This window comes from Sulfitobacter donghicola DSW-25 = KCTC 12864 = JCM 14565 (assembly GCF_000622405.1).
Taxonomy (GTDB): domain Bacteria; phylum Pseudomonadota; class Alphaproteobacteria; order Rhodobacterales; family Rhodobacteraceae; genus Sulfitobacter; species Sulfitobacter donghicola.
The window spans coordinates 1,376,939-1,389,919 of record NZ_JASF01000005.1 but is presented as its reverse complement, the minus strand read 5'-3'; the positions used below and the strand labels follow the sequence as shown (position 1 = coordinate 1,389,919).

Annotated in this window: 12 protein-coding genes; 3 read left to right on the top strand and 9 right to left on the bottom strand. The window is 53.6% G+C overall.

The window, feature by feature from the left end; all coding sequences use genetic code 11:
* Positions 1-8: 8 nt before the first annotated feature.
* The 3 genes from dnaN to rpsT all read right to left on the bottom strand — a co-directional run bounded on the left by dnaN (position 9) and on the right by rpsT (position 3,392).
* A complete protein-coding gene (gene dnaN, locus Z948_RS0107675; RefSeq protein WP_025058981.1) occupies positions 9-1,127 on the bottom strand; it encodes a DNA polymerase III subunit beta in 1,119 nt (372 codons plus the stop codon).
* A gap of 141 nt (positions 1,128-1,268) precedes the next feature.
* On the bottom strand, positions 1,269-2,633 hold the full coding sequence (dnaA, locus tag Z948_RS0107670; protein WP_025058980.1) for a chromosomal replication initiator protein DnaA: 1,365 nt from the start codon (positions 2,631-2,633) through the stop codon (positions 1,269-1,271).
* A gap of 495 nt (positions 2,634-3,128) precedes the next feature.
* Complete coding sequence (rpsT, locus tag Z948_RS0107665; protein ID WP_025058979.1) at positions 3,129-3,392, bottom strand: 30S ribosomal protein S20; 264 nt, start codon at positions 3,390-3,392, stop codon at positions 3,129-3,131.
* A gap of 291 nt (positions 3,393-3,683) precedes the next feature.
* Here rpsT and Z948_RS0107660 point away from each other — a divergent pair, with 291 nt between their 5' ends.
* Entirely contained in the window at positions 3,684-3,866 is a 183-nt protein-coding gene (locus tag Z948_RS0107660) for a hypothetical protein (protein WP_025058978.1), read from the top strand.
* Between the two features lie 27 nt (positions 3,867-3,893).
* Here the strand turns inward: Z948_RS0107660 and Z948_RS0107655 are convergent, their stop codons facing one another.
* Positions 3,894-4,670 (bottom strand): enoyl-CoA hydratase, encoded by a 777-nt coding sequence (locus Z948_RS0107655; protein WP_025058977.1) that lies wholly within the window; start codon positions 4,668-4,670, stop codon positions 3,894-3,896.
* A gap of 63 nt (positions 4,671-4,733) precedes the next feature.
* Entirely contained in the window at positions 4,734-5,585 is an 852-nt protein-coding gene (gene mutM, locus Z948_RS0107650) for a bifunctional DNA-formamidopyrimidine glycosylase/DNA-(apurinic or apyrimidinic site) lyase (protein WP_025058976.1), read from the bottom strand.
* A 139-nt stretch (positions 5,586-5,724) separates the two neighbouring features.
* On the opposite strand from mutM, the gene ubiE reads away from it, so the two are divergent.
* Positions 5,725-6,468 carry a bifunctional demethylmenaquinone methyltransferase/2-methoxy-6-polyprenyl-1,4-benzoquinol methylase UbiE gene (ubiE, locus tag Z948_RS0107645; RefSeq protein WP_037951490.1) on the top strand — a complete coding sequence of 248 codons (744 nt, stop codon included), beginning with the start codon at positions 5,725-5,727 and terminating at the stop codon, positions 6,466-6,468.
* Entirely contained in the window at positions 6,469-8,001 is a 1,533-nt protein-coding gene (ubiB, locus tag Z948_RS0107640; RefSeq protein WP_025058974.1) for a 2-polyprenylphenol 6-hydroxylase, read from the top strand. It begins immediately after the preceding gene.
* Between the two features lie 45 nt (positions 8,002-8,046).
* Here the strand turns inward: ubiB and Z948_RS0107635 are convergent, their stop codons facing one another.
* The 4 genes from Z948_RS0107635 to Z948_RS0107620 all read right to left on the bottom strand — a co-directional run bounded on the left by Z948_RS0107635 (position 8,047) and on the right by Z948_RS0107620 (position 12,931).
* The gene (locus tag Z948_RS0107635; RefSeq protein ID WP_025058973.1) at positions 8,047-9,225 is read right to left on the bottom strand and encodes an acetyl-CoA C-acyltransferase family protein; all 1,179 of its coding nucleotides are present in this window, start codon (positions 9,223-9,225) and stop codon (positions 8,047-8,049) included.
* A gap of 74 nt (positions 9,226-9,299) precedes the next feature.
* Complete coding sequence (locus Z948_RS0107630; protein ID WP_025058972.1) at positions 9,300-10,046, bottom strand: metallophosphoesterase family protein; 747 nt, start codon at positions 10,044-10,046, stop codon at positions 9,300-9,302.
* Between the two features lie 66 nt (positions 10,047-10,112).
* Positions 10,113-11,708 carry a phosphoglycerate dehydrogenase gene (serA, locus tag Z948_RS0107625; protein ID WP_025058971.1) on the bottom strand — a complete coding sequence of 532 codons (1,596 nt, stop codon included), beginning with the start codon at positions 11,706-11,708 and terminating at the stop codon, positions 10,113-10,115.
* A gap of 83 nt (positions 11,709-11,791) precedes the next feature.
* Positions 11,792-12,931, bottom strand: coding sequence for a phosphoserine transaminase (locus Z948_RS0107620; protein ID WP_025058970.1), 1,140 nt, complete (start codon positions 12,929-12,931; stop codon positions 11,792-11,794).
* Between the last annotated feature and the right edge of the window lie 50 nt (positions 12,932-12,981).

Genomic DNA, 12,981 nt, shown 5'->3' with positions numbered 1-12,981 from the left:
CGGCCCCCTTAAACGCGCATTGGCATTACAACGTAAACAGCAGAGGTGTCATTGCCTTCGCGCATCAACGTTGGATCACCAGAAGAGTTGAACAGGAAGACAGCGTTTTCACGATCAACTTGGCTGGCGATTTCCAGCAGGTACTTTGCGTTGAAACCGATTTCTAGGCGTTCATCGTTATAGGCCACTGCCAGCTCTTCTTCGGCGGCGCCACTGTCTGGTGCGTTGACCGAAAGAACCAGACGGTCTTCGTCGAGTTGAAGTTTCACCGCGCGGGAACGCTCGGAGCTAACGGTTGCAACACGATCAACTGCTTGGGCAAAATCGGCCGCGTCTACTTCCAATTTGCGCGTGTTCCCTTGTGGGATAACGCGGGTGTAATCGGGGAAAGTCCCGTCGATGACCTTGGAAGTCAGGGTGATTTGCGGCGTGGCAAAGCGGATCTTTGTCTCGGAAACAGACACGGCGATTTCCATATCGTCGTCGTCCAGCAGTTTGCGCAGCTCGCCAACGGTTTTACGTGGCACAATCACACCCGGCATTTCGCTAGCGCCTTCGGGCATGTCGGAATCAATACGGGCAAGGCGGTGGCCATCGGTCGCAACGCAGCGCAGCATCTTGCCGCCCTCGCTATCCGCGATATGCATGTAAACACCGTTCAGATAATAGCGCGTCTCTTCTGTCGAGATCGCAAATTTGGATTTGTCGAAGAGACGGCGTAGAACGGCAGCCCCAGCCGAGAAATTTGACGCATATTCAGAAGACGCCATTACTGGGAAGTCTTCTTTTGGCAGTGTCGCCAGCGAGAAATTTGAACGCCCCGCCTCGACGGTCAAGCGACCAGCGGCAGTATCAGCCGTAAGCGACACCAGCGCACCGTCTGGAAGTTTACGTACAATTTCATGCAGCGTTGTTGCGGCAACAGTGGTGGCACCTGCGCGCTCTACCTGAGCGGGGGCCTTATCAACCACTTCGATATCCAGATCGGTCGCGCGGAATGAAACATCGCTGCCTTCCGCCTCAATCAGGACGTTGGCCAGAATTGGAATAGTGTTGCGCCGCTCAACCACGGACTGTGCCTGAGAGACGGCCTTGAGCAACGCGGCGCGTTCGATGCTGAATTTCATATGCCTAACTCCACTGCACAGGACTGAGAGACGTCAAATTACCCGCTTCGCGGCCAATCACAAGACTTAACAACCGTCTAATGAAAAAGGCGACCCTGTGAAAGGTCGCCCTGTTGCTTCGCTGCATCTTTTGTTGATGCTTTAGGCTTCTAATGAGCGGCGCAAAAGCTCGAGATCTTCGGCGATTTGGCCGTCGGATACTTTCAATTCTTCGATACGCTTTACACCGTGCATGACTGTGGTGTGATCGCGCCCCCCAAAGCGGCGGCCGATTTCGGGTAAAGAGCGGCTGGTCATGTGTTTGCACAGATACATTGCAACCTGACGAGGACGGGCAAAGCTGCGCAGACGTTTCGGGCCGATCATATCCGATAGGCGGATGTTATAGTGATCCGATACTTTGCGCTGAATTTCCTCGACGGTGATTTTGCGTTCCGAGGCACGCAAGACATCGGCAAGGCAGTCTTGGGTCAGATCCATATCGATCCGGCGCCCAACCAAAGAGGCAAAGGCGAACAGACGGGTCAAAGCACCCTCTAGCACGCGAACATTTGTTGAAATTCGATGCGCGAGAAATTCGAGAATGCCGTCATCCATTTCAAGGTCGGGATAGGAGACGCGGTGGCTGTCGACTTTGGTCTGCAAAATGCCAAGGCGCAATTCGTAGTCCGTAGGATGCAGGTCTACGACCAAACCACATTGCAGGCGGGATTTAACGCGCTCTTCAAGGTCTTTGATATCCTGCGGCGCGCGATCGGCCGAGATGATAATCTGTTTGTTTTGATCAACCAGTGCGTTGAAAGTGTGAAAGAACTCTTCCTGCGTGCTGTCTTTGCCGGCGATGAATTGCACGTCATCTACCATCAACACATCAACGGTGCGGAAAATCTCTTTGAAGTCCATCATTTTGCGATCCCGCAGCGCCTGAACAAAACGGTACATGAATTGCTCGGCTGACAGGTACAGAACGTTCAGCTCTGGCTTGCGGGCTTGTAGCTCTTGGGCGATGGCGTGCATGAGGTGGGTTTTGCCCAAACCAACGCCGCCATAAAGGAACAAAGGGTTAAACGTGACGGGGCCGCCTTCAGCAACGCGGCGAGCGGCGGCATGGGCCAGCTCATTCGGTTTACCGACAACAAATGTATCGAACGAGAATCGTTTTTCCAGTGGAGCGTTATAAGACGTCGCAGCGGATGGTGCTGCTGGCGTTGTAGAACGAGGAGGCTGAATAGCGTCTGTCTGGCGGGTAACAGGGGCGGGCGATTTGCTGGCGACTTCAAATTTGAGGCGCGAGAGAGAGGTATCAAAGGACCTCATCTCATGCAGAATCAAATCAGAAAAATTCTGACTAACGTAGTTGCCAAAAAATGTCGTTGGTACGTGAACTGTGGCGATTCCACCTTCCATTTGACCAAGCGCAAGCGGATCGATCCATGTTGTATAGTTGTTTTGCCCCACCGTCTTTAGAAGACGTTGTTTGACGTTGCCCCAATCGTCACGTGTCATTCTTTAACTTCCACCATCAAATTACGTCGCCGATGCGACAAACAAATAGACAATCCATCAAACAAAAGATGACCGTTCCGGTCCCCACGGAAACCGGCCCTGTCCTCTGGACTGTTAGTATGATGCGTACAAATTAAAATCCTGCGCTCGCGCGCCGATTGTAACTTGAACGACATCGTTCCGAAATGTGACAGGCAAATGTGCTGGCAGCAGCATCTGCAACTCTTCTCAATCGCTCTAAACAAGCAATGAGAGAGACCCTTCTAACACGAACACCAGCTCTAGCAAAATTGGTGTCGGTTTTTCGGGTCTGCCCCCCAGCAAAATGAATCGCTCACTGTTGGTAGCAAGTCGACAGGGGGCGGTTCAACATAACTTCATTGTTGACTCAGGGTTTGCACAAAAAGAATCTCATGACCCCGCTAATGGGGGTCTGAAAACAACACAGGCGCCACCAATGGTGACGCCTGTGCAAAAAAGTCTTTGGCCTGAAATTTAGGCGATTGCTTTTACCCGTGCCGCCAGACGCGACATTTTACGCGAAGCAGTGTTCTTGTGGTAAACGCCTTTTGTAACACCGCGCATCAGTTCTGGCTGGGCAGCTTTCAGTGCTGCAACTGCGTCTTCTTTAACGCCAGATTCGATCGCTTCTTCAACTTTACGGATGAATGTGCGGATGCGTGAACGGCGTGCTTTGTTGATTGCGAAACGCTTTTCGTTCTGACGTGCGCGTTTTTTTGCCTGAGCTGTGTTAGCCATGAGAATCGTCCTATCTATATGTGTCAATGCGTACAGTCGTTCCCGAAAAGGGAGGACACCGATAGGTGATTCTAGCCTGAGCGGGCTGCACGCGCATTTCTGATGCCGCCTATAGCGGGGAATGGGTGTGGTTGTAAAGGATGGGTTGGGCAGCGCATGCGAATGGTATGGCCGTGTTGAGAGAATCGCGGTTTTTTCGTTCCGCTAGGAACTGCTTTGTGAAAGGCTAAGCTATCTCCAGCAAGCCTAGCCTTTCTCTCGCTGGTACCAAATTATCAGAAAGCCAATAAAATGATCAAATACACTTATCCAGATGGTACTCATTGCTACAGGGCGCTTCATACCGTGCAGGCAGTTTATACCAATGAAGAAGGCAAGCTTGTCTCGCGGGCACTCAAAGCTGACCAGTCGGGTTTTTATACCTTTGAAATCAAAAGCTTTGAGGTCTTGGAAGCTGGTGTCACCTACAATTAGTAGACGCTTAACAGAGCCTTGGCCCTTCTACCGATCGCGGAACTGTGCTTCGCGTTTCTCCAAAAACGCACCCATGCCTTCGGATTGGTCTTCGGTTGCGAAGAGGGAGTGGAACATGCGGCGTTCAAACAACAGGCCTTCGCGAAGGGGTACTTCGTAGGCGCGGTTTACGGCCTCTTTCACGACCATCACGGAAACCATGGATTTCTCGGCAATCTTTTGCGCCGCGCCCAATGCTTCTTCGATCAGCTTTTTCACAGGTACAACGCGTGAGGCAAGGCCCGAGCGTTCTGCCTCATCCGCGTCCATGAAGCGGCCCGTCAGGTTCATGTCCATGGCTTTGGATTTGCCAACGATTCGTGTCAGGCGCTGGGTGCCACCGATACCAGCAACAACGCCGAGGTTGATCTCGGGTTGGCCAAACTTGGCGGATTCGGAGCAGATGATGAAATCGCACATCATGGCCAGTTCACAGCCACCGCCCAGCGCATAGCCGGAAACGGCGGCGATGATCGGTTTGCGGACGCGCATGATTTGGTCTGTTTCGGCTGTAAACAGGTCACCAGAAAATGCGTCTACAAAGGATTTATCTTTCATCATGGCAATGTCGGCACCTGCGGCAAATGCCTTTTCCGAACCGGTGATGACGATGGCGCGCACTTTGTCGTTTTCCTGACAGGCTGTCAGGCAGGCTGCCAGCTCGCTCAGCAATTGATCATTCAGCGCGTTCAGCGCGTCAGGACGGTTCAGCGTGACCAAAGCTACGTGATTGTCGACGTCCAGAATGATCGTTTCATAAGCCATGTGCGCGGCCCTTTTATTGTTACTCAGTCGTTCGTGCATATCATGGCGGTGAAACGGTTCAAGCTATCTTTGGCATGTCGGGCAATAGAAAGAGGACCGTCCAGATTGGACAACACGGGCAATTATTCCTTCACAACTGTCACGGCGGCAGGGTTCACTTTCCCTCCCGTAAACGTCAAAAGAATGTTGAAAATATCCAAGTTCTCCATCAGCTTGCCGGAAATCCTTTAGCGATGATCCACCAGCTTTAATCGCATCTTCCAAGACCGTTCGGATGATCGGAACCATGGCAGCGACGCGCGCTGTGGCAATACGTCCCGCTTTTCGTTTGGGGCTGATTCCTGCCCGAAAAAGTACCTCACAAACGTAAATATTACCCAGTCCGGCAACAATGCTTTGATCCAATAGGGCGGATTTCACGGGTGTGTTCCGATTTTTGAAAGCTTCGACAAGAATCGAGTCGTAAAAGTCGTTTCCTAAAGGTTCTGGCCCAAGAACAGATAGTAGTTTGTGGTTGTCAGCGGTTGCCGTGTCCAACAGGTCCATCGCGCCAAAGCGGCGTGGATCGTTAAAGGTAATCCGCGCTCCGTTTTCCATGTGGAATACAACATGATCGTGTTTTTCAGCGGGAGGGTGATCGTGGATAAATTGGCCCATCGGATCACCCGAAATCAACATCCGACCGGACATTCCCAGATGGATCAACAAGGTCTCACCAGAACTCAGGTCCGCAAGAATGTATTTTGAGCGCCGCCTCAGCCGTTCAACACGTTTTCCTGTCAGCCGCTCTGCCATTCCTTCAGGAAAGGGCCAGCGCAGATCGGGGCGGTTAACATCGGCCTGTTCAATCACAACGCCCTCCATCACGGGGGCCAGCCCAGCACGAACAGTTTCGACTTCGGGTAATTCGGGCATCAAGACACCTATTGTTTAGATTCTGGCGGCCAGTTTGGCAGCTATAGGCGGGAACACAATGCAGTGCTGCGTCAAATGGCAGTTTGCACCTGCCAACCCGAGGCTATATCTGCAAAGCAACAAGATCAGGATCAAACGTATGACCGACAATACAACCCACTTTGGTGCTCAGACCATCCGCGAAGATGAAAAGGCTGGTAAGGTTCGCAGCCTGTTTACAGATGTGGCGAATAAATATGACGTCATGAATGACGTGATGAGCGTGGGCATCCACCGCATCTGGAAAGAGGCGATGATGGATTGGCTTGCGCCACGTGCGGGTCAAAAGCTGTTGGATGTTGCGGGCGGCACGGGTGATGTGTCGTTCAAGTTCCTTAAACGCGCGGGATCGGGCCATGCGACGGTTTGTGATCTGACCGAAGGGATGCTGATCGAGGGTCGCAAACGCGCCGAAGCCGAGGCCATGCAAGACAGCCTTGATTGGGTTGTTGGTGATGCGATGGACCTGCCGTTTGAGGATAACACGTTTGACGTCTACACGATCTCGTTCGGCATTCGGAACGTAACACGCCCACAGGAGGCGTTGAACGAAGCCTACCGCGTTCTCAGACCTGGTGGTCGTTTGATGGTGCTTGAGTTCTCGCAGCTGCCAAACCCGATGATGCAAAAAGCGTATGATCTATACAGCTTTAACGTCATTCCCCAGATGGGCCATATGATCGCAAATGATCGCGATAGCTATCAGTACCTTGTGGAATCGATCCGCAATTTCCCTGATCAGGATACTTTCTTGGACATGGTACGTCAGGCTGGTTTCGAAAACGCCAAATACCGCAATATGACGATGGGCATTGCGGCGTTACACTCTGGCTGGAAAATCTAAATGCGCGGCATTCACAATATCTGGCGTTTGATCCGCACAGGCGCGACGCTGGAGCGAACCGGCGCGATGAACTTTGTCCTTGATGCTTTCGAGGCCCCCAAAGCCGTTCGCATGGTCGCAAAGGCGATGGCGATTCCGTTCAAGCCGCTTGGCTATAAGGGTGATCCAAACCTACAGCCTGCGACCCGTGCCCTAACGGCGCTGGGCCCTGCCTATATCAAGTTTGGTCAAATCCTGTCGACGCGTCCCGACGTTGTTGGTGATGAAATGGCGCAGCAGCTGCGTGTCCTTCAGGATCAATTGCCGCCGTTTGATGTGCAAACGGCCAAAGACGAAGTCGAACGCGAGCTGGGCAAATCCGTATGCGATATCTTTTCCGAATTTAGCGAGCCTGTCGCGGCGGCCTCAATCGCGCAGGTACACAAGGCGCGCTTGCACAGCACGGGTGAAGAAGTCGCTGTAAAGGTCTTGCGCCCGGGTATCGAACGCGCGTTTCAAAAAGATGTGGATGCCTTCTATCTCGCCGCCCGCATGGTCGAGCTGTTCTCACCCGGATCGCGGCGCTTGCGCCCGATGGATGTGATCGAACATTTCGACGGCGTTGTTCAGGGTGAATTGGACTTGCGGTTGGAATCTTCTGCCGCGTCAGAATTTGCAGCGAACACCAAAGACGATGCAGGGTTTGAACTGCCCGAGATCAAATGGGACTATTCAGCGCGCCGCGTTATGACGCTTGGCTGGGCTGATGGTGTTTCGATGGGGGATAACGATGCGATTGATGCGCTGGGCGTTGATCGTGTTGAACTGTCAGAACGTATTCTCGCGCTGTTTCTACAGCACGCTCTGCGCGATGGGTATTTCCACGGTGACATGCATCAGGGCAACCTGAAGGTCGCCTCGAACGGGAACATCATCGCGTTGGATTTCGGGATCATGGGGCATATCGATGAATATACCCGCCGCGTTTACGCCGAGATCCTCTATGGTTTTATCCGCAAGGATTACAAACGCGTGGCCGAAGTCCATTTCGAGGCAGGTTATGTGCCTGCTGACAAAGACGTGGATGAATTCGCGCGCGCCATTCGTGCGGTTGGTGAACCAATTTTTGGTATGGATGCGGATCACATCTCAATTGCACGACTGCTGGCGTATCTTTTTGAAGTGACCGAGCGTTTCGGCATGGAGACCCGTACCGAGCTTATCCTGTTGCAGCGCACGATGGTTGTTGTTGAAGGTGTGGCGCGGTCGTTGAACCCGCAGATTAACATTTGGCAGGTCGCAGCGCCAATCGTGACGGATTACATCACCAAATCTATTGGTCCAAAGGCGATGATGAGCGACCTCACCAAAACGGCGCGGGTTTTGTCGCGGTTTGGGCCACGCCTTCCTGCGCTGGTTGAGGCTGCTTTGATCCGTCAAAGCGATGTTTTGCCGCCTTCTCCAAAACCGTTCAAACGCTATATCGCTTTGGCAGCGGTGTTGGGAGCGGGTGCGGCAACTGGTGTGATCGCGTTGCTGGGCGCGCTGGGCTGAGAAAAAGGGCCCGCGTGATCGCGCCGGCCCTTAGAGCTTTCTAAATCAGATACGTTCGATTGCCAGTGCAATACCCTGACCGCCGCCAATACACATGGTGATCAATGCGCGTTTGCCGCCTGTGCGTAGCAATTCGTACAATGCCTTTACGGTGATGATCGCGCCCGTTGCGCCAACAGGGTGGCCCAACGCAATTGCGCCGCCGTTCGGGTTTACCTTTGCCGGATCAAAGCCCAGCGCCTTGCTAACCGCCAGCGCCTGAGAGGCAAAAGCCTCGTTGCTTTCGATTACGTCGAAATCATCTGCGCCCAGACCCGTTTTTTCAAACAGTTTGGTAACCGCAGGGATTGGGCCGATACCCATGACTTCGGGGCGCACACCAGCGTGGGCATATCCGATGATCTTTGCCAGCGGCTTTAGCCCCTTGGCCTCGGCAGCGGATGCGCGTGCCAGTACCAATGCCGCAGCACCATCGTTGATACCTGACGCGTTGCCAGCGGTGACCGAGCCGTCCTTTTGGAACACAGGGCGCAAGCCGGCAAGCTTGTCCAAAGTCGTTGCTTTAGGGTGTTCATCTACTTCAAAGGCAACCGTCTCACGGCCTTTTCGTACTTCAACAGGTACGATCTGATCGGCGAAATGGCCTGCTTCGATCGCGGCTGCTGCACGGTCCTGCGACAGCATCGCAAATGCGTCTTGCTCTTCGCGGGTGACCTCATGCTCACCAGCTACGTTTTCCGCTGTGACGCCCATGTGGCCCGTACCAAACGGGCAGTTCAACGTACCCAACAACATGTCGAGCGAGGCAACATCACCCATTTTCTGCCCCCAACGTGCGGCAGGTTGAATATAGGGCGCGCGGCTCATGCTTTCTGCACCACCAGCAAGGGCAAATTCTGCATCGCCCAGCATCAGGGACTGCACGGCCGAGATGATCGCCTGAACACCAGAACCACACAGGCGGTTCACGTTCATCGCGGGCACGGCATCTGGAACATCGGCCTCCATCGCGGCAACGCGGCTTAGGTACATGTCGCGGGGTTCTGTGTTGATGACATTGCCAAAAACAACGTGTTCGATTTGCTTTCCCTCGATACCTGCACGCGACAATGCCTCGCGGGCAACGGTTGCACCCAAAGTTGTGGTTGGTGTTCCAGCCAATGAGCCACCAAAGGTACCAATGGCTGTACGGACGCCACTAAGGATTACGATATCGTCTGACATGTGATTTCTCCCGAAAATTTGCAGCACATTAGAAAACGGCTGCAATTATGTCAGTAGGGACGTTCCGTCAAAGGTTAGACCGCGTTTGCTTCCACCGGCATCAAGGGTTGGCGCCCCTCGGCACTGAGGGTCCAGCAGCTGCGCCCTTCAAAAACAACAGCAGTCAAAGGGCGTCCATATCCGGCACCAGCGTCAATGTTGATGCGGTTGCCATAGTGCGTTGCTGTCTCAACCGGTGTGTGGCCGTGAACGATCAATTTGCCGTGGTCGCGCGTATCAACGTGAAACTCTTTTCGGATCCACAGCAAATCCTCTTCGTCTTGCTGATCCAATGGAACGCCGGGTTTGATGCCAGCATGGGCAAAGAACAGATCGTCGGTTTCATAGCTGAGCGAGAGGTTATTCAAAAAATCCACATGGGCCTGAGGCACAGCAGCTTTGGCCAGCGCGTGCACGGCGGTTTGGCGATCGGTTTCTTTCATCTTTACGCCATAGGACGCCATGGTTGTGTCACCCCCCAAACGCTCGTGGAGCCAATAAAGGTAGACAGGCAGATAGGCGTCATGCTGGGGATAGTCGCGCATGAACCAGCTGAACATGCGGTCATGATTACCCATTAAACACCTCCAAGGTTTTCCGACGGCAAGCCCTTGGATCAAAGTGTCGATCACCTCAGCAGAATTGGCACCACGATCCGTGTAGTCACCAATAAAGACTACTTCGGCATCTGGCCCGCCGTCCTTTTCGATCAGGGCGAGGACGCGGTTAAGCTCTTCAATTTGCCCGTGGACGTCGCCGATGGCGTAAATAGGTTTGGTCATGATCTCTCCAATAAAAAAGGCGCGGCACCATATGGGCCGCGCCTTTCAGGTAGTAATTGAATAACCTTAGGCTACGTCAAATTCCAATAGTTTGATCTGCGTAAACCGGCCAGTTTCGTGCAGCTGCTTTACAACCTCTGTTGGCACTGGCGCATCAACGTAAAGCAAGGCAATTGCTTCGCCTTTGACGTCAGCGCGGCCAAGGGTAAAGTTCGCGATGTTCACGCCGTTTTCGCCCAATGTTTGACCCAATGTACCGATGATGCCTGGAACGTCCTCATTGGTGGTGTAAACCATGTGGCGGCCAACTTCGGCGTCGATGTTAATGCCTTTGATCTGGATGAAACGTGGTTTGCCATCAGAGAAGACAGTCCCCGCGATGGAACGTTCGCGTTTGTCCGTTACAACGGTCACTTTGATATAGCCGTCGAATGCGCCAGATTTATCTTGGTTGGTTGTAGAAATCTGGATGCCTTTTTCTTTGGCAACAACAGGGGCGGAAACCATGTTCACGTCTGGGTTTGCGCGTTTCATGATACCCGCAACCACACCACAGTTCAGCGCGTCGAGGTTCATTTCGGAAACAACACCATCATAGAGGATGTTGATGGCTTTGATCGGCTCGTCGGTCATCTGACCGGTGAAGGCGCCAAGGTAACCTGCCAGTTTCAACCATGGACCCATGATTTGCGCCTCTTCGGCGGTAACCGACGGCATGTTCAGGGCGTTGGTGACAGCACCAGTCAACAAATAGTCTGACATCTGCTCTGCAACCTGAAGGGCCACGTTTTCCTGTGCTTCGGTTGTTGCAGCGCCAAGGTGCGGTGTGCAGACAACGTTTGGCAGGTTGAACAGTGGGTTCTCGGTAGCTGGTTCCTGTTTGAACACGTCGAACGCAGCGCCAGCAACATGGCCGGATTTCAGCAAATCGGCCAGTGCCTCTTCGTCAACCAGACCACCACGGGCACAGTTGATGATGCGCACGCCTTTTTTGGTTTTCTCAAGGTTTTCACGGCTCAGGATGTTTGCGGTCTGCTCGGTGAACGGAACGTGCAGCGTGATAAAGTCGGCGCGCGCCAGCAGCTCTTCCAGCTCGACCTTTTCAACGCCCATTTTCGCGGCTTTCTCTTCGCCCAAGAAGGGGTCATAGGCCACAACCTTCATTTTCAGGCCACGGGCGCGGTCGCAGACGATGCCACCGATGTTGCCTGCGCCGATAACGCCCAGTGTTTTGCCAGTCAGCTCAACACCCATGAATTTGGATTTTTCCCATTTGCCAGCATGCGTGGATTCTGACGCTTCTGGAATCTGACGTGCCACAGCGAACATCATTGCGATGGCGTGCTCGGCTGTGGTGATCATGTTGCCGAAAGGCGTGTTCATGACGATCACACCTTTTTTGGAGGCGGCGTCTTTGTCGATGTTGTCTGTACCGATACCCGCGCGGCCAATGACCTTTAAGTTATCTGCTGCTGCGATGATTTTCTCGGTTGCTTTGGTGGCGGAACGGATGGCGAGGCCATCGTATTGGCCAATCACTTCGGCCAGCTTGTCCTTGTCTTTGCCCAGTGTTGGCTGGAAATCCACGTCGATGCCGCGGTCTTTGAAGATTTGAACAGCTGCTTCGCTGAGGCTGTCGGAGATGAGTACTTTAGGCGCCATGATAGAGGTCCTTTGAATAATATGGGGTAAGAGCGTGGTGTCGCGCCAATCGGTTAGCCCGCAGGCGCGACGGTGTTTCGCTATTATGCGTTGAGTTCGGCGTTGAACGCGTAGTCGAGCCACGGAAGCATGGCTTCGATGTCGGATGTCTCAACGGTTGCGCCGCACCAGATGCGCAGGCCAGCAGGCGCGTCACGGTATGCACCGATATCCAATGCGATGTTTTCGTCTGCCAGACGTTTTGCAACGGCTTTGGCAAAGGCTGCCCCATCGGTGATACGCTCGTCGGTGAACTTGAGGCAAACAGATGTGTTGGAGCGTGTCGCAGGATCAACCGCAAGGAAATCGATCCAGTCGTGTGCCTCAACAAATGCAGTTACTGCAGCGGTGTTGGCATCTGCACGGGCGATCATGCCCTTCAGGCCACCAACAGATTTCGCCCAATCCAGCGCGAACAAATAGTCCTCAACGCACAACATGGAGGGTGTGTTGATCGTGGCGCCCGTAAAGATACCGTCGATCAGCTTGCCGCCTTTGGTCAAGCGGAAGATTTTTGGCAGGGGCCATGCAGGTGTGTAGCTTTCCAGACGTTCAACAGCGCGCGGGCTGAGGATCAGCATGCCGTGGGCCGCTTCGCCGCCCAGTACTTTTTGCCAGCTGAATGTGGTGACGTCCAAACGATCCCATGGCAGGTCCATCGCAAAGGCTGCGGATGTGGCATCGCACAGGGTCAGGCCTGCGCGGTCTGCGGGAATGTCGAAATTGGCAGGAACGCGCACACCAGAAGTCGTGCCGTTGTAGGTAAAGCAAACATCATTGTCGAAGTTCACACCGTCCAGATCAACGATCTCGCCGTAGGGGGCGGTTTTCTCTGTCGCGTCGACTTTTAACTGCTTCAGCGCGTCAGTGACCCAGCCAGAGCCAAAGCTTTCCCACGCGAGCATCTCAACGTGGCGTTCGCCCAAAAGGTTCCACATCGCCATTTCATAGGCGCCTGTGTCAGAGGCCGGTACGATACCGATTTTATAGTCGGCAGGAATGCCGAGGACTTCGCGTGTTGTCTCGATCGCTGCTAGCAACTTGGCTTTACCAGGTGCGGCACGGTGGCTGCGGCCCAAAGGCGCGCCAGACAATTTTGCCAAATCAAATGTGGGGGGTTTTGCGCATGGTCCAGAGGAAAAACGCGGATTCGTCGGACGTGCGTCCGGTGGTGTTATAGCCATTGATGCTATCCTTACAGATAAATGCCCTTCGTTGGGGAAGGGTGTCCCAC